A 19,846-nucleotide genomic window follows, 5' to 3' on the forward strand; every position below is an offset into this window, starting at 1 on the left:
ATAAATAGTATGTAAAATTGCAGTTTAATATGTAAATAATTTTTATTACTTAATATAATTTTTTTAGATTCCATAAACCAAATAGATACATGGTTGTACCGAAAAATCCGCCAGCGCAGCTCCAAAGCATAACATCAAATAAAGAAATAGAGATTTCTTCTGAACCTACATAGGGAAGGATATAATTCATAAAAACAAACATTTGAAAGCCCCAAAGCACACCTGCTTTTAAGCCAGCTTTTCTTAATTTTTTCTTGTGTTGTAAATATTCTTCTTTTGTTGCACATTCAGTATCACTTAAACCTTTTTTCTTGAATTTAAAGGCTAAGTAATTAGCATAAATCATATTAGATAGAAAAATGAATATTGTCCCTATAGATATTGTGTGATTCATAGTATCAACAAGTAACATAATAAGCATTACCAACATATTTAACCACCACAAACCAATTCCAGCTACAGATAACTCTTTATTGATTTCTTGTTTTTGGTATTCATCTCTCTCACTTATTGTTCCAACAAAACTATTATAAACTCTTTCTTTCCATTCAATTTTCATCATTTAATCTCCCTCCCAAAATAGACTATTTAAATCTGTTTTTAGTGCTTTTGCTAATTCGATACATAAGGCTAAAGAGGGATTATATTTATTGTTTTCAATTAAATTTATTGTCTGTCTCGCCACGTTAACTTTTTTAGCTAACTCTAGTTGCGATAGCCCTTCAGATTTTCGATATTGTTTAACGTTATTCAAATATAACCCTCCCATTGTTGGTTGTAGACCTCGTGTACCAAAATGTCATTTATATGTGACATTTTATAATTGAATAGATGAAATGTCAAATATATATGACACAATAGCGATGGTGCAATTAGGAAAATGATTTTAATGATTCATTTTGGCAAGAAGTTTGTTAATAAAGAATGGCTTCTATTCAATTAAAATTGCTCTTTTTCCTTTCCTTAAATCTATCTTAAAAGATATAATGTCATATTTCTAATCATTGGAATTTTTGTTACAATATAATTGGATGTGTAAAACTTTGTAAAAATAATGTAATAATATGTAATATATTTTCAGAAAGTTTTATACAATTTTTATATTAAACTATTAAGTTGTAAAAAGGAGAGAGACTATGTTACCAAATACGGTTCGTACTCCAAACAAGAAGAAGAAATGGATTATTATTGGGGTTATTGCACTAATTGTTATTGTAGCGGCAATTAATATTTTTGTTATGCAAGGTAAGAAGAAGGGTGCATCAACAAATGCTGATGCTGTAAGTTTTGAGAAAGTGACAGAGCGTAAGCTGAATAATACGAAGTTAATTTCTGGTCAGGTGAAGCCTGGTAATATTGAAAGCTTCTATGCAGATCCGGCCAAAGGGAAAGTGAAAGATATTGAGGTAAAAGAAGGGCAAGAGGTAGAGAAAGGCACGAAGTTATTCTCTTATGATAATGAAGAGATTAACCTTCAAATGAAGCAAGCTGAGCTTGATCAGAAGATGGCGGATATGCGTTATGATCAAGGAAAAAAGAAGATTGATTCGTTGAAGAAAGAAATTAAGAAGGCGAAAGATAGCGGAGCTGGGAAAGAAGTAACAGATCCGATGGACGAGCAAGTAAACGAGTTAGAGATAGGACAAAAAACAATTGACCTTGAGAAAGAAAAAGGAAAGTTGCAGAAAGAAGAGTTAAGTAAGAAGCAGAAAGAACTTACGATTTATAGCAATTTTGCTGGTGTTGTTCAAAAGTTAGATAAAGATGCGGCACAAAGTTCATCTCAAGCGTTAGGTGGTCAAGGAAAAGCGTTTTTACAAGTAGCTTCTAAAGATCCATTCCAAGTTCAAGGTACGTTAACTGAGCTTCAAAAGTCACAAATTCAAAAAGATCAAACATTCACTGTAACTGCGAAAGCAAATAATAAGAAGAAGTGGACAGGTAAGATTACAGAGGTAAGCGAATTCCCAACGAGCGCAGAGATGGCGCAAGCTGGCGGCGTGGGTGAAGCAACTCAAAATATGTCTCAGTATACATATAAAGCAAGTCTTGATAGTCAAGATGGTTTATCTCCAGGTTATCATGTTTCATTGCAAGTAAACTTAGAGAATAAGAAGATGATTGCTGTCCCAAGTAAGAGCATTGTAGCAAAAGGCGATGATGCATTTGTTTATGTTGAGGATAAAGGGAAGCTTCGTAAACAAAATGTGAAAAAAGGTTCTACTGATGGGGACTGGACAGAGGTTGTAGAAGGCGTAACAGTGGGGCAAAAGGTGGTTAAAAATCCTTCCGACGATGTGTATGACGGAATGGAAGTGAAAGAGAAATGATTACGTTAAATAATATTGCTAAAACGTATTATCAAGGAAAATTGGCGGTGCCGATTTTGCATGGTATTAGTTTAACAATTCAGAGCGGTGAGTTCGTTTCGATTATGGGACCGTCTGGTTCTGGTAAGTCGACGCTTATGAATATTATCGGTTGTTTAGATCGTCCAACAGAAGGCGAATATATGCTGAATGACGTGAATATCTTAACAGCAGACGAGTCAAAGCTTGCTTTAATTCGTAATGAATATATTGGCTTTGTATTCCAGCATTTTAATTTACTGCCTCGTCTTTCCGCAGTGGAAAATGTTGAGCTTCCGCTCGTATATGGTGGCGTGAAGAAAGCGGAGCGTCGCAAGCGTGCTTTGGAGGCGTTAGGTAAAGTTGGATTGGCAGATCGCGTGCATCATTTACCAAATGAGTTATCAGGTGGACAGAAGCAGCGTGTAGCGATTGCAAGAGCGATTGCGAATAATCCAACGTTCATTATGGCCGATGAACCGACTGGTGCACTTGATACGAAGTCTGGTGAGCAAGTTATGGATATTTTCACGAAGCTTAATGCAGAAGGTACGACGATTGTTATGGTTACGCATGAAGAGGAAGTAGCAGCGTATTCTTCCCGCCGCATTGTACTGCGAGACGGGAAAGTTACAGAAGATAGAAGGTGTGCGGTATGAGTTTACTAGATAGTATAAAAATTGCCTTATCTTCTATTTTAGCTCATAAACTACGTTCTGCTCTTACGATGCTCGGTATTATTATCGGGGTAGGTTCGATTATTACTGTCGTTGCAATTGGGCAAGGCGGAGAAGCGATGCTGAAGTCGAAATTCGCAGGTTCTGGTGGTAATAACCTTATGCCAATTCAATTTAAACCAGATATTAATGATGAGTTTGCTATAGGTGGATTTGAAATGCCGAAGTTAACGGAAGAGGATATTTTGGAAGTAAAACAAGTGAAAGATGTTTCACATGTTATTACGACAAACCAGACGACAGAGGTGCTTGATGTAAATGATAAAAAAGCAAATTTGAATGTTATTGGTCTTGATAATGAATATTTTGCGGTTAATAAAGTAAAGGTCGTAAAGGGACGTACTTTAAATGAATCAGATATTTCTCATGCAAATAACGTTGTGATGATTAGTACAAAAACAGAAGAGACGTTATTTAAGGGTGTAAATCCAGTAGGACAAATTATTGAGATGAAAGGACAACCGATGCAAATTGTCGGTGTGTATACATCTGATAATGAATTTATGGGATTTGAAATGGAAGAAGCGTTAATCCCTCTTACGTTATGGCCTGTTTTATACGGAACAGATGAAATTCAAAGTATCGCAATTCAAGCTAAAAATGTAGACGATTTAGAAGCAGCAGGGAAACAAGCTGTGGATGTATTAAATAGCCGTAAGCCAAGTGAAATTCCGGGTAAATATGAACTGGTTAATTTAAAAGAATTCCAAGAAAATGTTTCTAAAGTTACTAACATTATGACAATGATCATCGGTGGTATCGCTGGTATTTCATTAGTCGTTGGTGGTATCGGTGTTATGAACATCATGCTTGTATCTGTAACGGAGCGTACGCGCGAAATTGGGATACGTAAAGCGCTTGGAGCAACGCGTAGTAAAATTTTATTACAGTTTTTAATTGAAGCAGTTATGTTGACGCTTCTAGGTGGTTTAATCGGAATTGGCCTTGGGTATGGCGGAGCATATATCGTTTCTACATTCGCAAAATGGCCACCACTCGTTTCATGGGAAGTTGTCGTTGGAGGCGTACTGTTCTCGATGACACTTGGTATTATTTTCGGATTAATTCCAGCGAACAAAGCTGCGAAATTAGATCCAATTGAAGCATTGCGTTATGAGTAATTAATAGTGTAGTAGAACTACACATTACCGTTCTAGTGGGCGGTTCGTAGCCTCTTGCGTGAGGAAGTGAACCGCCCGTTAGAACGGGTTATATAAATAGAAGGAGGCGTTATAATGGAAGCAAATATTAATACGCAAGATGTAGGTGCGAAGAAGCCATCATTATTAGGAATGATTACTTCTCCAGGTGAGCAATTTGAGAGAATGAAGACGAAAAGTCCAGTATGGGGGGCATTTTTCCTTTTCATTATATTAACAGCTGTAATTGCAGGGATTAGCATGTATCAAGTAATGAATCATCCTGATGTAATGAGTGAGGTGCCTGATGCTGAAACGGCTAAAGTTGTTGGTTACTTCGGAATAGGAGCAGGTATTGTTGGAGGGCTATTTGGTACTGCGATTTGGTTCTTCATTGCGGCAGCTATTTATAAAGTGATTATGATGTTTATGAGTAATGATACTTCATACATGAAATTATTATCTATTTATGTCTACACATATACGATTTCAATTTTAGGTGCAATTGTGAACTTTATTATTAGAATGATTCTTGGTGGAGATATTGAAACTTCTTATACAAGTTTAGCAACTTTATTTGAGCCAGGTACAGTTGCTCATGGTGCTGCTTCATCATTCGAAGTTTTCAATATTTGGACATTAGTTGTAATGGGATTAGGATTACATATTACGGCTGGATTAAGTAAAAAACAAGCAACGATTTTAATTGTTATTTTCTTTATTCTTTCAGTTGGATTTACTAGTTTAAGTGGTCTAGCTCCAAAATTTGGTGCATAATTTATTCTTTTAGAAAAAGGTGGCTCTTCCAAGAGTCACCTTTTTTATTTTTACCCCTATTTCAAATACCACCAACAAAATTTCAAATACTATCTAGTGTAATTTCAAATTCCGTCGGTAGTATTTGAAATTACTCACAGTGAAATCTTTTCTTTATTTTTATATTGTGAAGGTACCGCGGAATACTAGAAAGGTATACCTTTTAGAAACGGGTACTGTGTGAAGCCAGCGACTTTTAAAGAGGCAGTTGTTTTGTATGAAGGGATGATTGTAAATCAAATAAAGAAATTAGGTATTCGTAAAGATTATGAAGAGTATTATCAATGTGGTTTAATCGGTCTTTGGCATGCGTATGAAAGATTTGATGAAAAGAAGGGGTATTTCCCTGCATATGCAGTTGTAACGGTGCGAGGTTATATATTAGAGAGATTGAAGAAAGAGTTCGCAGTGCAGGAGAGATGTGTATGTGTAGGAGAGTATGAGGATATCTTTCATTTTGAGGACGTTGAAATAAGAGTGAAGGATTTTATGAGCGTGTTAGATGAGAAGGAGAAGTATATTATTTTTGAACGTTTTTTTGTAGGGAAGACGATGGGAGAAATCGCTTTAGAGACGGAAATGACATATTATCAAGTAAGATGGATGTATCGGCAAGCACTCGAGAAAATGCGAGATAGTGTAAAAGGATAAAAATAGAAAATAGAATGGAAGGTAAGGAAATACTACCTTCCATTCTATTTGTTATTAAGGTGATGAATCTTGCATGTTCATTTGGGATAATACATATCCAGCTTTCCATAATTGCTGGCTTAACTTATGGGGACTAATTTGTATCGTTACGGTAGCTCCGTTTGAAAAATGAATTTTAGCTCGTTTAGCTTTTTTGAAAAACTCTATTGTATGAACATGTTTGAAGAAAAGCCAAATACAATTTGGAGAAGCAGGAGATTCTGTTGGGAAAGCACAAATATATTCTCTATGATTGATCGGAATTGGAACGTTTTGTTTAAATTTAAATTTTGTTTTTACAGCATTACGTCTCCCTTGATAAGTAGAATGAATATTTGTTAGACAAGATTTCTGTATAAGTTGGAGAGCAGTTTGACAGGAGTAAAGATGGTTTCCGCTACTGTCGATAATTTTTGTGCGGTAATAAGGGTGTTTACATGGTTCAAGCATCATTGTAGAACTAGAAATAAAAATGTTGTTTTCATTATCCATAATTCTATATCCTCCCTTATAATTTTCATTCCGAATATAATTATATATAAATTAAGTAAATTTACTGTTAATATTCTATTTCATATTGTAAATTTTGGCTATTCGTTTACAATCAATAGGTGATAGTCTTTCTAATTTGCATCGCTTGTACATATATATGAAAATAGAAAAGAGTAGGCGGTGATATAGTATGAAGAAAAAGTATATTATTATGGCTTTAGTTGTCGTTCTCCTAGTATATTTAGCAAACAGTAATCCGAGTAAGGGAGAATATACAGAATGGGCAGCGAAGCAGTTTATGAAGCGTAATGATGTGAGTAAGAAGCTAGATGAAGTTCAAAAAGAGAATGAAGAGGGTCTCCTTGGCGACTTGGCATCGGCCGGTAAAAAGTTAGCGAAAAAGTATGTTGAGCCACAAGTTGGGTTATTAATTGATCATTATACGAAGCGAAATGATTATATATTCTTCTCAACATATACGACTGAGTTTGATATAGGTGAAGAACATTATAAGTACGTATGCGTCGGTTTTTCAAAGATTTTTATTCCGATTGAAATGCCGAAGAAAAAAGACGAATCTGCAAAATGATGCAGATTCGTCTTTTTCATTTTATAGAGTAATTGGAACTTCAGATACATTTTTTTCTAAAAGGCGAGCTCCCTTTTTTCGTGTATTTTCATCAATGGATGAAAATACAGATGAGGCGAGGATTGTATCCATTACTTGATTTACGACTTGTGCATCGATTGGTGTGATGGGCGTATCGATAGAAAAAACGACTGTTTTTCCATCTTCTTTTGCGAAAATCAACTCTAGTACTTGCATGTGTTATTCCCTCCTTTGTATTTATCAAGCTATTTATGGGATTCGGGTCTGCCGGTTAAATTGCGGTCTAATAATCAGCGGGGATGAATAAAATCCCCACTGATCCGAGTTTTACTTTATAGTTTAGAAAGATCTGATGTGCTTACAAGTTGTACAGCGTGAAGTGGTGATGCTTGTAAGGAAGCTAGAGCATGAGCTACATTGTGTACTTGATCTAAGCTCGCATTTGTTTTAACACGTTTAAATTGTTTGCTCTTGAAAACTGTTTTTCCGTTCTTATCTAATCCGTTGTTTAAGACAAGACGTAAAGTTAAATCCATTACGATTGTTTCAATTGCCATGTGTATCACCTCCTTTCACTTTATAAATAGGGTACAAATGTCATGTTTTGGCGTGAAATTTTTTCTTTTTTTTGGTACCCTTAAAAGATTAAGAGAGGAGAATTCTGGATAATGAATCGTAAATGGTTATTTTGGATTCCTGTATTACTATGGATGGGGCTGATTTTCTATTCTTCGGCACAACCATATAAAAAGCAGGATATGCGTTCAGATATTGAACAATATGTAAATGTTGAATTTGTGAAAGAGCATTTTTCATGGGTATCTATCGATTATGGTGGAGGAACCCCTGTTAGTATTGCGAATAAAGGTGTAGGCGGATTTATTGAGTTTTTCCTTCGTAAAGGTGCTCATTTTATGGTGTTCTTTATGCTAGGTTCATTGATTTATTACGCTTTTCATCGATCAGGTTATTCGAGGAAAAGATGTTTTATATATGCCCTTCTTTTCGTTGCGGGTTATGCAACATTTGATGAAATTCACCAATGGTATACGGGAGACCGTACACCAATGTGGCAAGATTCATTGCTTGATACGTGCGGCGGATTAACGGGAATTATAATAAGTAATTGGTTTTGGAATAGAAAAAAGCGCTAATCTCAAATGAGATTAGCGCTTTTTTTGCGGGGAGTAAAACCTCCACTGATTAAAGTTTCACTTTATACACCAAGTAATTCTTTTAGTTCGTCTGTTGATAGTTCAGTCATCCAGCTATCGCTTGTGATGACCGCATTGTTTAGAGATTGTTTTCTTTCTAGCATTTCATCAATTTTTTCTTCTAATGTTCCTGTTGTAATAAGTTTGTGAACATGAACAAATCGTTTTTGACCAATGCGATATGCGCGGTCTGTTGCTTGATTTTCCACAGCTGGATTCCACCAACGATCGTAGTGAATGACATGGTTGGCAGCGGTTAAGTTTAATCCTGTTCCGCCAGCTTTTAAGGATAAGATGAAAATGTCATACGTTCCGTTTTGGAACTCCTCAATCATCTTGTCGCGATCTTTTTTCGGCACACTACCGTTTAAGAAGAGGACACGCTGGCCGAATTTTTCTTCTAGCACACGTTTTAGCATGTTCCCCATGCCGATGTATTGAGTGAAGATGAGGCAACTTTCATTTTGATCTTTTATATTTTCGATGAGCTCCATTAACGTTTTTGTTTTCATAGAACGTTCAACGACATTTTGTGGCTCTTCTTCTTTTAAATAAAGAGCTGGATGATTACAAATTTGTTTTAGCTTGTTCAGCATAAGTAATATAAAGCCGCGTCTTTCAATTCCACTTAATCCCGCAACATTTTGCAGTGTATCTTGAACAAGTTGTTCATATAAGGAAGCTTGTTCACCAGTAAGGGGACAGTAAGCCTTTTGTTCTTGTTTATCTGGTAAATTTAATGCGACCGTTTGATCTTTCTTCGTTCGGCGCAGTAAAAATGGTGAGATAAACCGTTGAACTTGCTGGATTTTTCCTTCATCACGATCCTTTTCAATCGGTGTGACGAAGCGGCGTTGGAATTGCCCTAAGCTTCCGAGATATCCATGATTAATAAAGTCGAAAATGGACCAAAGTTCAGCGAGGCGATTTTCCATCGGCGTACCAGTTAAAGCGATTTTGTGATTTGCTTGTAAGTTTCGTACTGCTTTCGACTGTTTCGTATGTGGGTTCTTAATATTTTGTGCTTCATCCAAAATAACAGCATCCCAGCATAATGAAGTTAGTTCTTCCTCATCGAGTTGAGCCAATGCATAAGATGTTAATACAACATCTGCTGATTGAAGGAAATCTTCAAAAGAATTGCCCTTATCTCTATTACTTCCGTAATGTAATTGAACACGTAAATTCGGTGCGAAACGCTCAAATTCTTTTTGCCAATTTCCAAGAACAGATGTCGGCGCTACGATTAATGCAGGGCCTGTTTTGAGATTATTTTCTTTTATATATAGTAAGTAAGAGATTGTTTGAATACTTTTCCCGAGTCCCATATCGTCAGCTAGCAATGCTCCAAATCCAAGCTTTCGTAAATATAACAACCATTCAATGCCGTGTTGTTGATACGGACGAAGTGTTGCGTTTAGTGAAGCAGGGACATCTACTTTTGGAATATCTCCAATATGAAGTAGCTTTTGGAATAGTTCCTCATAATATCCATCTAGTTCGATTTCAATATCAGTAAACGGACTATCATCTTCTACAATTTCTGTTTCAGCCGTATTTGATAAATGTTGCTGCAGGACATCTTTCATCTCTAGTCCGTATTTATCGGCACGGTTCATGAGTTTCCTTACTTCTTCGATAAAGGCTGGATCTAGTCGCATCCATTGACCGTTTATATTAAATAGACGTTTGTTTTGTTCAACGAGTTCGAAAAATTCGCTTTCTGATAAATCAATGCCATTCGTAGAAATGCGCCAGTCAAAATTAACGAGCGTATTCATACCGAAGAACGATTGTGTTTGTACTGTATTTTGCTTCAGTTGAACACGTAATTTCGGTTTTGTTGCTTTTAAATTTTGCCACCATGATGGTAGTAAAATTGTAATGCCGGCTGCAAGTAATTCATTGCTTGCTTCTGTTAAGAAGTTCCAAGCTTCTGTTTCAAAGAGCTCATTTCGGAATGTATCTCCTTCTTTTAACCACGGTATGAGCTTACTAAAACCTTCTTGTGTTTCTGTAATCCGTTCTTCGTAATCGTGCCATCTTTTCGGTAAGGAATCGATGTTTTCATATACATATATGCGATGCGCCCCGCGCTTTGGTGTCACGATTGTTTCAAGTTTCCACATTTCAAATTCTTCTTGTGGTTCTTGCAGTCTTAGCCCGATTGTAAACGGAAGATCATCTTCAATATAACCAATTTTTCGAAGCCAATCTTCTTCATGTAGTGCTGTTTCCAATTGTCTTTTCGTAAAGTCGTAATGTTCATATAGTCTTTTAGCATCTTCCCAGCCGTCATTTGAACGATTATCTTGTAATATGCTTTCATTAACTGCTGCTGAGAAAAGAGATGCTAATGTGTCATCTTCAATTGGCGTATTTTGAACTTTCCAAGATGGTTGTTTGGGCCAGTGCTCCATATCTGGTACGAAGCTACCACTCGTAAAGGCATCCCATAATTCATTTGCATCTTTTGTAAGTGCTGTAATAGGGCCGTTCAGTTGAATATGTGCAAAGGAATTCATCGGTTTGTTTGCAATGTATTCAAAGGCTTGTGCATTTGTTAGCAGCACACCTTGTTTTCCTTCGAAGGTTGCTTCTTTTAGAAACGTACCGTAGAAAGAAGTGGAGTGCCATGTGAATGCATTTCGTTTCCAACTTGTTACGGATAATGGAGTACCGCTGTCATCTTCTCCCCAAAGGAACCAACCTTGACTAACATGCTGGAGCCTAATTGTTACTTCAGTTTGATTGATCATCGATTAATTTTCCTTTCCGTAATTCCTCTTGTAGTGCACGCAGACGTGAATGGAGATTGGCGATGTGAATAATGAAAGCATCCCATTCATCGGTGCGTTTTAATCGTTTATATAATGTACGTAATTTCTTTAAGTAACGAACTGCGCGTCTATATGATTTACGATTTCGTTCTTCAATTGCTTCTACAGCAGCAAGATGATAAAGAGGAAGTGCTGCTTCTGGCGCTTCTTTTTCAATATCTTTCAGTGGTTCTTTTAACAGTTCAATTGCTTCAAACCCATATAAGAGATGAAGCTCTGCCCATGTACGATACTGTTTTTTCGCGAGTACGTACTGTTCATAGTTTGTGAAACTATACGGTAATAGTTCCTGCAAGATCATTTCAAAACCAGCTTGTTCATTTGTATGTGTTGCATATGTTTCATACATGATTACAAATAGCCGAACGATATCTTTTATAAAAATCGTATTTTCGTGATCTTGGATTGTTTTCTTTACTTGTTTATACGTAAAGGAAAGCCAGTTTTTCGCACGATCCCACTGCATGGCACTTAATAGTTCTTCTAACCAATAGAAGTATAGACTCACAACAGAAGCAGGCTGTTTTTTTAGTAAGTCCATCGCTAGTAGATCTTCTTCATTTAAAAAGAGAAGGTGAGAAGACGCTAACGCTTTAGATAGTGGATTAATTTTCGTATCGATTCGTTTTTCTTCCTCTTGTATTTTCTCTTTATTGTTTAAAAGTTCACTCCATATGTGGCGATAAATGAAAAATCGCTCTTGCGTATAAGCGTCGGTAGAGAAGAATACTTCATGAACGAGACGAGCTGTTTCTTGCAAAATTATTTCAGACTCTGAAGGAATCGCTTCTGATTGTAAGTCCCGAACGATGGATTCCACTTTGTCTACAAATAGGCGAACGACATTAACAGGTTGGTGATAAGAATATGTTTTGTTTGCTTCGAATGCCTGGATTTCTTCTAATAATTTTTGAAAGCAGTAAAGTGCTGCATGTAACCTGAATAATTCATGTATGGCGATTACGCGCGGAGCTTTCCGCTCAAGTTTCGTATAGAAATCTGTAAAGATACTCATAAGAAAATACATTTGTTTATAAGTAAGGCGAGCTTGTTCTTTTTTAAATGATTCATATTCTTTTTCAAAATACGATTCCCAACTTTTATAATCCGTTTCTTCAAAAGCTGATGATTGCAATACTTGTCTTGCAGTTCGAATAGGAGGAAGGGAAGGTTTCGTATTATTTTTAAATAAAGTTAATACATCTCCTACTTGCCCGAAACTAGACGCTGCAGATAGTAATACAGCGAGCATATGCTCACATTGTGTTGGTGCGAAGCAATCACAATAACTTTCAGCGACATTACGAATCGGAATATGAACGCTATATACGTTGCCTTCCGCATCTACAGTTCCTGATAGTGTATAACCATCAAAGTCAACGTTGTAGACAACACCACTACGATATAGGTGCCGAGCTGTAGCGACATGTTCCTGATCAGCTGTTTGCTGTGGATCTAGTCCTTGAACGAACTCATTCGCAATCATCATAATTTCATCTTTCGTAATTGAGTGTTGCAGCATAATATTCCTCCGTACACATATTTCTTTCCTTTACCATTATAAACAAAAAATGCTCAAAACAGAAAAAATGAAATTTGGATTACATAACTTGAAAATCATGGTAATATATAAAATGTTAATTTCATATATGAATATATATGTATAGGAGGAGAAATGATTTGTCAGATTTACAGACGAAGTTAGGTAGTGGAATGAATAAGTTACAAGAAGGAATAGAACAAGGGAAAATGAAGTTGCAAGTTGCACAAGAAATTGCTCAATTGAAAAAGGGAATGCAAGTGCAAATGCAGAAAAAAGCAGAGGTTCTATTAGAGGTTGGACAGCAAGTGTATGTTCAATTAAGAGGAAGTGGAGTAAATGAAGCGAGCTTAAAAGAAATGATTGCTCCAGTTCAAGAATTTGATGTAGCTATTTATCAAGCAAGAAAGCGCATTGTTGAATTGCAAAAACAACAAGGTGAAAAAGCTACATGTGAATGTGGTGGACCTTTATCAATAAATGATAAGTTTTGTGGTTCGTGTGGAAAGCCTAACCCGATGTTAACAGTAGAAAATGAAGGTGAAACGGTAAATTGTATTTCATGTAATGAGCATATCGATAAAAACTCTACTTACTGTCCAGTTTGTGGAATTAAGCAAAGTGGGGAGTGAATTAAATGTATTGTCGCACATGTGGAAAACAACATGGTGAAGAAGTAAATTATTGCCCAAATGAAGGTAGTATGGAGATTGCAGGAGCTATAGATGCAGTAACATTAGAAAAAGATACTGCAAAATACTGCAGAGGTTGTGGCAGTGAAAATGCTCAAAAAAATTTATATTGTCAAAAGTGTGGGTATTCTTTATCTGTTGTGAAGAAAAAAGAACAAACTGTAAAATTGCCTACAATGGATGGTGCTCCTAAAGTTGAATTTAAAGCAGATAAAGCCGTTTTACAAAAAGGTTTTATTGGTGGGGCTGTTGCAAGTATTCTCATGTTAATTGCTGGTTGGATTGGTAGTTTATTATTTGCCTCTATGTTAAGTGAGATGTTTAGCAAATTTGCGAAAGAATTAGAAATGTTGCCAAGTTTTTATTCGAGTGCAACTTCTACGATGTTAAGTTATCATTTACTTGGTTTTACAGCTAACGATGATAGTGGATTGATATTTTCTTTATCTTGGCATACTCCATTTACATTACTATTAATCATTCCATTTATTATTTTCGCTGGTACAGGAATTTGGTTAGGGAAACAGCGTGTCGCGAAAACGATTAAAGATCAAATCTTTATGTCAGCAACAGTTGGTATTATTTATGGCGTCTTTTTATTCATTATAAGTTTTATAGCATCACAATCTTTTGCAATTCCATTCTCAGAAGCAGGTAAGATTACGGTTGGCTATTCAGCGATGAAGAGTTTATTGAGTGGTTTTGTATGTGGGACATTATTTACCTTATTAGGATTTATTGCTCATACAAGCAAAAACAATATGGCAGCAGCATTTCAAGAGTTAATGCCATATGGAGCGTCTGTTTATTACGGTGTTTCGGCTATGATAAAAGGACTTTTAGTAACAGCAGTAGCGGTTTGTATTATGGCGTTAGTAAGTAAGGAAGACGGTATTGAACCATTAAAAGAAATAACAACTTTAAAATCTGAAAGTACATTATTAGCATTAGAGTTAACACCTCAATTATGGAGTATGGCTCATTTTGCGCCGTTAGAAGTATCAAGTCCAGCACTTAGTAAGGAATTTACTAGAATTGGTAAGAAATCAAATGCATATGAGAGCACACTATCGTTTTCATTTATATCAGGCGTCTCTGTAAATGGCGTAGAGCTTAGAGAGATATTGATTTCAAAAGGAGCAAATGAGGAAAGCCTTGCAGAATTTGATAGAGTGAATAACGTATTCCATTACGGTTTATTACTGCTTATTATTCCATTGTTCTTTATGTTTAGAGCGGGAAGAAAGTTAGCTAAATTACCGACTGCCAATATATATATTACATTAGCGGTATGCAGTGGTTCTTACACAATTATGATGATTGTAATGAATATGATTTCTAAGTTCCAAATTAATGTTTCAGGAACGGTAACAAGTTTATTTGGAACAAGCGGAACAGTACTATCTATGCAAAATTCATTTACATATTTAATTTTGTTTAGTTTTATTGTGACATATGTAGCAGCATTTGCTGGAATGAAATTAGCTAAAAAATAGGAGGAGAGCACGTTGAAGTTTTGTGGAACATGTAAAAAGAACGTTGCAGACCATTTGAACTTTTGTCCTGAGTGTGGGAGTAAAGTAGAAGTAATCGTTGATAACACTGCTGCTTCATATACAGAATTACAAAGTGAGACAAAATCAGTGAAAAGTAAGAGAAATTTATTTTTAATCATTGGTTTTGCCATTATTGCTGCATTATTATTTGGGGCGTATAAATTTGGCGCATATAAGTTTTCAAAAGAAAAGCAAGTGAATGTAATGATTGAAGCATTCCAAAATAAAGATATTAATGCAATTGATGAGTTTGTAAAAGCGAATGATTCAAGCTTAAAGATTAAGACAGAGGATATTAAAGCGTACATGCGTTATTTAAAAGAGAATCCTTCTTACAACAAACAATTACTGTCTTATTTACAGAAAGAGACAGTAGATCAAAAGTTAACAAAAGATAAATCTTCATTTAAGGACGGGGAAATAGTAGAAGAGGGAAAAGAGTGGTTCTTATATCCAAAGTATAAGTTCAGCATGAAATCTTATTATATGAGCGTTAGTACAACTGCAAAAAATGCAGAAATATATGTGAATGACAAAAAAGAAGCAGAGCTTTCTAGTGATAAAACTTCGAAAGAGTTGGGGCCATACTTCCCAGGTACATATGTTGTAAAGGCAACGGCGAAGACAGAACTTACTGAATTAGAAACAGAGAAAGAAGTAGATTTAGCGGATGAACAGAGCGAGAAGGTGAAAGTGGATTTATCGCTTGAAGGCAAGTATGTAAGCATTTCTTCTGATGAAAGTGATGCAACTGTATTTGTGAATGGGAAAAAACGTGGAAAATTAAATTATGGAAGTTATAAGCTTGGCCCTGTATCCACAGATGAAACAGTAGAAGTACATTTAGAGAAAACTACTGATTTTGGTGTGATGAAATCTGAAAGTGTTAAAATTGGAGACCAAAGCACATATTACTTAAAATTCCCGAAAGAAACATCAAGTTCAGCAGTGGGCGAATTTGTAAGAAATCATATTTATGATAACGTACGTGCAATTTCATTAAATGATTTTAGTTTAATTGAAAATAATTATGATAAGAGCGGGAAATCGTATAAGGAAGACCATGATTATATACAGTATTTACACAAAAAAGGAATTACAGAAGACTTATTAACGATGGAAGTTCGTAATGTAGAGCGTCAAAGTGCTACGAAATATAAAGTAACGACATATGAAGAGTATCATATTCGTTACGGTGATGGATCTGTGAAGTTCAAAAGTTTTAATAACGAACATATTGTAACTGTGAATGGAAATGGAAAGATGTTGTATCATTCTCTTGGTGCAAATAATACGTTGAAATCAGAAGATGTATCTGGTCCAACTCGTTAATATGAGAGAAGCTGTTCAATATTTGAACAGCTTCTTTTTTGTAGCTAAATCGATATTTCGTGTCGAACCGTTGATATATCGTAAGTTATGATAGATATAATCGGAAAATCGTTGATATATTGCGATTTATGATAGATATAATTGAAAAATCGTTGATATATTTTTTTACAATTATGAGTGTGTTTCCTTTAGTATCGCTTGTACATACGAATCATGTAATATTTGCTCTATAATGGGTAACATGTTTTGTTCAAATGGAATGTCGATAGGAAATGGTTTTTGAGAGCCTGGTTTTATTCCATATTGCACAATTTTGTAATGTGTATTGTTTTCAGACTTGAGCACAATTAACTTATAGCGATTATCATCGCCAGCGAGTGAGAAATCAATAGAAGTAGCGTTATATGTTACTTCATCTTTATATATGTACGGTTTTGGCGTACCAATCCAGTCTACTTTTGCTTGTACATTCATGGGCGTAGCCTCCTTATATGTATTATAAATAAATAAAAGCCAGCTCTCAATAAAGAGAACCGGCTTGTAATTTAGCAGTCATTGGTTATTTTAAAATTTTCACTTTAACAGTTTTGCGTCCCCATTTTTGAGCAGCGCTATCTGATCCAAGTAAGATATCAATACGGTTACCTTTAATTGCACCACCAGTATCTCCAGCGATAGCTTCTCCGTAACCTTCTACCCATACTTTAGATCCTAATGGGATTACTTTCGGGTCAACAGCGATCATTTTCATGTTTGGATTCGCAGTTAAATCATGACCCATTGCAGTTAATACACGGCCGCCATATGTGCCACCGTTTTCGCTCGGGTGAGCTGTATATGCTGTAGCTACAACTGTTAACTCACGACCACCAGATGGTGTGTTAGTTTCAGCAGCTTTCACAGCAGGCTTAGCAGCTGGTTTTGCTTGTGCTACAGGTGTTTGAGCCTTAGCTGGTGCTGCAGCTTTAGCAGGAGCAGTTGTTTCTTGTTTCTCAATTACAGGTGCTGTACCTGTTAAGAAAGGAACATGAACATAAGCTGTTTTCCCGTTATATTCAAATTGTAACCACTCATTTTGTACTTGGTTCGTTGTTTCGATTACATCGTCTTTCTTCAACTTTCCAAGAACCTCTGAGTTTGTGTTCGCTTCAGCACGTACGTTTAATACGTTAGCTGTTACGTAGTAGATGCTTTTTGTGAACTCTGCACTTACGAATGCGTCTTTACCGTCTAAAGTAATTTTTGACCATCCGTTCTCTGTATTTTGAACATCTATTTTATTACCGTTTAGTAATTTACCGACAACTTTTGATTCAGTAGTAGGGTTTTCGCGTACGTTTAGTACGTCTGTTGTTACAACAGTTTCTGCATTAGCAGATGATGTGAAAATCCCAAGACCAAAAACTGCTGCTGTTGCTATACCAATTAATTTTTTCATGATAGCCTCCATTGCGTTTGTTTTCGTGTCCTCATTATAGCAACAGATTTTTTCGGATTTGGGGAAAACACACAATTACAAACCATTCGTAATAAGTCGTTAACATCCTGTAATATAACAAAAAATATAGGAAAGCGTTTTTCATTCTATATGACTCATAGGTTTCTAGTTATATTAAAAATATTTAATACAACATGTTTTTTTCGACGAAAATAAGAATATTACAGGAATGTTACATGATGTTTACTAAACGATTACATTCCTTGAGTATTTTACCGTTTTATGGGTAATATAGTTATATAAACATAAACATTTTGTTTGTGAAGCTATAAACACGTGCTATATACTAGCAAAAAAACCGCATAATTGTTACAAAACGAAAGGGTTGCAAGGAAGAACTTTGCCCTTTTTTACATATGTAACACATCCTTTTTTAGGAAAATACATTCCTATCCGCGTTTTTCTCACACAATTTGACAGCAGTATTTCTAACTTGTAGCTCTTGCAGAGTGAAAAGGTTATACGAAAGGTAAGGCTGTCCATAAGAATTCGAATTGGTGAAGGTGAAAGTAAGAAAATCACCGCAAAATTATAGTTTTCTATCCGATTTTACATATCGGAATTTATGTTGTTTACAAAAACGAAACCTACGAAGGGGGATTTGATGAGGAAACTGACAAAAACATTCATCGTTTCATTAACATTATGTATTGCATTTACAATTTGGGGGATTATTCCCGAATCTATTATTGGAAAAGGTAGCTTAGGAAATGTAACAACCGCAATTCAAACTGCATTAGTTAGTAAGTTCGGGTGGTTTTATATTATTTCCGTGTCTATTATTTTAGGTGTGTCTATCTTTTTAATTGTTTCGAAATACGGTTCTATTCGTTTAGGTAAAGATGATGACGAACCTGATTATAGTTATATGACATGGTTTGCTATGTTATTTAGTGCTGGTATGGGTATCGGCTTAGTTTTCTGGGGCGTTGCTGAACCATTAAACCATTTATACGCACCTCCGTTTGGAGATAGTGCAACTGAGGAAAGTGCGCGCCTTGCACTGCGTTTTTCATTTTTCCATTGGGGATTACATCCTTGGGGACTATATGCGTTTGTAGCGTTATGTATTGCTTACTTCACCTTTAGAAAAGGAAAAGCAAGTACGATTAGTGCGACAGTAGGACCGTTATTTAAAGGTGGGGACCACGGACGTATTGCTCATTTATTTGACGTGTTAGCTGTTTTCGCGACTGTGTTTGGTGTTGCAACGTCATTAGGTCTTGGTGCGAAACAAATTGCAGGTGGTGTTAGTTATTTAACATCTATCCCGAACTCATTAACCACTCAGTTAGTTATTATTGCAATCGTAACAGTATTATTTATGTTATCTGCGCAAACAGGTCTTGATAAAGGAATTAAATATTTAAGTAATACGAACATTATTTTTGCGTTTGCACTTATGATTATTGTATTATTTGCGGGTCCAACAAACTTTATTATGAATTACTTCACTTCAACAATCGGTTCTTACATTCAAGAATTGCCAAGCATGAGCTTCCGTTTAAGTCCATTAGACGAAGGTGGAAACCAATGGATTCAATCGTGGACAATCTTCTATTGGGCATGGTGGATTGCATGGTCACCGTTCGTAGGTACGTTTATTGCTCGTGTTTCACGAGGTCGTACGATTCGTGAGTTTGTTATCGGTGTGTTACTTGTGCCGACCGTAATTGGTGCACTTTGGTTCTCTGTTTTCGGCGGAACAGGTATTCATATGGAGCTGTTTGGTGATGCACATATCTTTGAAAAAATTAAAGAGATGGGAACAGAAGTAGGATTATTTGCTATGTTTGATCAGATGGGAAGCTTTGGATCAGCTTTATCTGTTCTAGCGATTCTTCTTATTTCTACATTCTTTATTACATCTGCAGATTCTGCGACATTCGTTTTAGGGATGTTAACGACACATGGTAGTTTAAACCCACCAAATCGTATTAAAATGATTTGGGGTATCGTTCTAGCCGCGCTAGCTTCTATCTTATTATATGTTGGTGGATTAGAAGCCTTACAAACGGCAGCTATCATTGCAGCATTCCCATTCGTCTTTGTTATTTTCTTTATGATGGCAGCATTATTTAAAGAGTTACAAAAAGAAGGACGTAGGAAGCGTCATTAACAATAGAAGGAAAAGAGCTGATTTCATATCAGCTCTTTTTTATTTCTCTATTTGCCTGTAAAAGTACGATTGGTGATGGCTAATGAAAGTTTCACTTTATATAGAAGGAATTTGAAATGCGGGTAGGGGAAATAAAATACTTTACCATATAAGTAGTATGCCTTTTATACGAAGAAAAAACGATAGGTTTCGACAATATTCGATATCTTACGAATTCTATTCG

At 35.8% G+C, this 19,846-nt stretch carries 20 protein-coding genes; 11 read left to right on the forward strand and 9 right to left on the reverse strand.

Going from position 1 to position 19,846, the window contains the following annotated elements; all coding sequences use genetic code 11:
• Positions 1-49 precede the first annotated feature (49 nt).
• Both ACTFO4_RS11250 and ACTFO4_RS11255 read right to left on the reverse strand, forming a co-directional pair.
• The gene (locus ACTFO4_RS11250) at positions 50-562 is read right to left on the reverse strand and encodes a DUF3278 domain-containing protein (RefSeq protein WP_326234971.1); all 513 of its coding nucleotides are present in this window, start codon (positions 560-562) and stop codon (positions 50-52) included.
• Positions 563-754 (reverse strand): helix-turn-helix transcriptional regulator, encoded by a 192-nt coding sequence (locus ACTFO4_RS11255; protein ID WP_001067016.1) that lies wholly within the window; start codon positions 752-754, stop codon positions 563-565.
• A 382-nt stretch (positions 755-1,136) separates the two neighbouring features.
• Between ACTFO4_RS11255 and ACTFO4_RS11260 the strand changes: the two genes are divergently transcribed.
• From ACTFO4_RS11260 to ACTFO4_RS11280, 5 genes are all read left to right on the forward strand, one after another.
• Positions 1,137-2,330, forward strand: coding sequence for an efflux RND transporter periplasmic adaptor subunit (locus tag ACTFO4_RS11260; protein ID WP_044306710.1), 1,194 nt, complete (start codon positions 1,137-1,139; stop codon positions 2,328-2,330).
• Positions 2,327-3,007, forward strand: coding sequence for an ABC transporter ATP-binding protein (locus tag ACTFO4_RS11265; protein ID WP_000631624.1), 681 nt, complete (start codon positions 2,327-2,329; stop codon positions 3,005-3,007). Before ACTFO4_RS11260 ends, ACTFO4_RS11265 begins: the two co-directional genes overlap by 4 nt.
• Positions 3,004-4,206 (forward strand): ABC transporter permease, encoded by a 1,203-nt coding sequence (locus ACTFO4_RS11270; RefSeq protein WP_000054365.1) that lies wholly within the window; start codon positions 3,004-3,006, stop codon positions 4,204-4,206. Before ACTFO4_RS11265 ends, ACTFO4_RS11270 begins: the two co-directional genes overlap by 4 nt.
• 114 nt (positions 4,207-4,320) lie before the next feature.
• Positions 4,321-5,001 (forward strand): Yip1 family protein, encoded by a 681-nt coding sequence (locus tag ACTFO4_RS11275; protein ID WP_000387922.1) that lies wholly within the window; start codon positions 4,321-4,323, stop codon positions 4,999-5,001.
• 219 nt (positions 5,002-5,220) lie between these two features.
• Positions 5,221-5,691 (forward strand): sigma-70 family RNA polymerase sigma factor, encoded by a 471-nt coding sequence (locus ACTFO4_RS11280; RefSeq protein WP_002025078.1) that lies wholly within the window; start codon positions 5,221-5,223, stop codon positions 5,689-5,691.
• Between the two features lie 54 nt (positions 5,692-5,745).
• Here ACTFO4_RS11280 and ACTFO4_RS11285 read toward each other — a convergent pair whose 3' ends face one another.
• Positions 5,746-6,222, reverse strand: coding sequence for a competence protein ComK (locus ACTFO4_RS11285; RefSeq protein WP_000368312.1), 477 nt, complete (start codon positions 6,220-6,222; stop codon positions 5,746-5,748).
• A 190-nt stretch (positions 6,223-6,412) separates the two neighbouring features.
• On the opposite strand from ACTFO4_RS11285, the gene ACTFO4_RS11290 reads away from it, so the two are divergent.
• Positions 6,413-6,811, forward strand: a complete 399-nt coding sequence (locus tag ACTFO4_RS11290) for a DUF4359 domain-containing protein (protein ID WP_000731405.1) — start codon at positions 6,413-6,415, stop codon at positions 6,809-6,811.
• Positions 6,812-6,832: 21 nt separating this feature from the next.
• Here the strand turns inward: ACTFO4_RS11290 and ACTFO4_RS11295 are convergent, their stop codons facing one another.
• Complete coding sequence (locus ACTFO4_RS11295; protein WP_088859674.1) at positions 6,833-7,048, reverse strand: DUF2922 domain-containing protein; 216 nt, start codon at positions 7,046-7,048, stop codon at positions 6,833-6,835.
• 116 nt (positions 7,049-7,164) lie between these two features.
• The gene (locus ACTFO4_RS11300; RefSeq protein WP_000963861.1) at positions 7,165-7,389 is read right to left on the reverse strand and encodes a DUF1659 domain-containing protein; all 225 of its coding nucleotides are present in this window, start codon (positions 7,387-7,389) and stop codon (positions 7,165-7,167) included.
• Positions 7,390-7,500: 111 nt separating this feature from the next.
• Here ACTFO4_RS11300 and ACTFO4_RS11305 point away from each other — a divergent pair, with 111 nt between their 5' ends.
• Positions 7,501-7,986, forward strand: coding sequence for a VanZ family protein (locus tag ACTFO4_RS11305; RefSeq protein ID WP_001080709.1), 486 nt, complete (start codon positions 7,501-7,503; stop codon positions 7,984-7,986).
• Between the two features lie 62 nt (positions 7,987-8,048).
• On the opposite strand, the gene ACTFO4_RS11310 is transcribed toward ACTFO4_RS11305, so the two are convergent.
• Entirely contained in the window at positions 8,049-10,805 is a 2,757-nt protein-coding gene (locus tag ACTFO4_RS11310) for a DEAD/DEAH box helicase (protein WP_440013674.1), read from the reverse strand.
• The gene (locus ACTFO4_RS11315; protein ID WP_000939139.1) at positions 10,789-12,408 is read right to left on the reverse strand and encodes an SWIM zinc finger family protein; all 1,620 of its coding nucleotides are present in this window, start codon (positions 12,406-12,408) and stop codon (positions 10,789-10,791) included. The genes ACTFO4_RS11310 and ACTFO4_RS11315 overlap by 17 nt, the downstream gene beginning before the upstream one ends.
• A gap of 158 nt (positions 12,409-12,566) precedes the next feature.
• Between ACTFO4_RS11315 and ACTFO4_RS11320 the strand changes: the two genes are divergently transcribed.
• The 3 genes from ACTFO4_RS11320 to ACTFO4_RS11330 are packed head-to-tail and all read left to right on the forward strand — an operon-like array spanning position 12,567 to position 16,006.
• Positions 12,567-13,058: a zinc ribbon domain-containing protein gene (locus tag ACTFO4_RS11320; RefSeq protein WP_001281754.1), complete on the forward strand. Its 492-nt coding sequence runs from the start codon at positions 12,567-12,569 to the stop codon at positions 13,056-13,058.
• A gap of 5 nt (positions 13,059-13,063) precedes the next feature.
• Positions 13,064-14,614, forward strand: a complete 1,551-nt coding sequence (locus ACTFO4_RS11325) for a zinc ribbon domain-containing protein (RefSeq protein WP_326234970.1) — start codon at positions 13,064-13,066, stop codon at positions 14,612-14,614.
• Positions 14,615-14,626: 12 nt separating this feature from the next.
• A complete protein-coding gene (locus ACTFO4_RS11330; protein WP_440013676.1) occupies positions 14,627-16,006 on the forward strand; it encodes a zinc ribbon domain-containing protein in 1,380 nt (459 codons plus the stop codon).
• 171 nt (positions 16,007-16,177) lie between these two features.
• Here ACTFO4_RS11330 and ACTFO4_RS11335 read toward each other — a convergent pair whose 3' ends face one another.
• Both ACTFO4_RS11335 and ACTFO4_RS11340 read right to left on the reverse strand, forming a co-directional pair.
• The gene (locus tag ACTFO4_RS11335) at positions 16,178-16,480 is read right to left on the reverse strand and encodes a DUF3910 family protein (RefSeq protein WP_001102541.1); all 303 of its coding nucleotides are present in this window, start codon (positions 16,478-16,480) and stop codon (positions 16,178-16,180) included.
• Between the two features lie 85 nt (positions 16,481-16,565).
• Positions 16,566-17,444, reverse strand: a complete 879-nt coding sequence (locus tag ACTFO4_RS11340) for a cell wall-binding protein EntA (protein WP_326234968.1) — start codon at positions 17,442-17,444, stop codon at positions 16,566-16,568.
• Between the two features lie 664 nt (positions 17,445-18,108).
• On the opposite strand from ACTFO4_RS11340, the gene opuD reads away from it, so the two are divergent.
• Entirely contained in the window at positions 18,109-19,623 is a 1,515-nt protein-coding gene (gene opuD, locus ACTFO4_RS11345; RefSeq protein ID WP_001229101.1) for a glycine betaine transporter OpuD, read from the forward strand.
• Positions 19,624-19,846: the final 223 nt, after the last annotated feature.

The organism is Bacillus cereus group sp. MYBKT14-1, assembly GCF_051915185.1.
Classification (GTDB): domain Bacteria; phylum Bacillota; class Bacilli; order Bacillales; family Bacillaceae_G; genus Bacillus_A; species Bacillus_A cereus.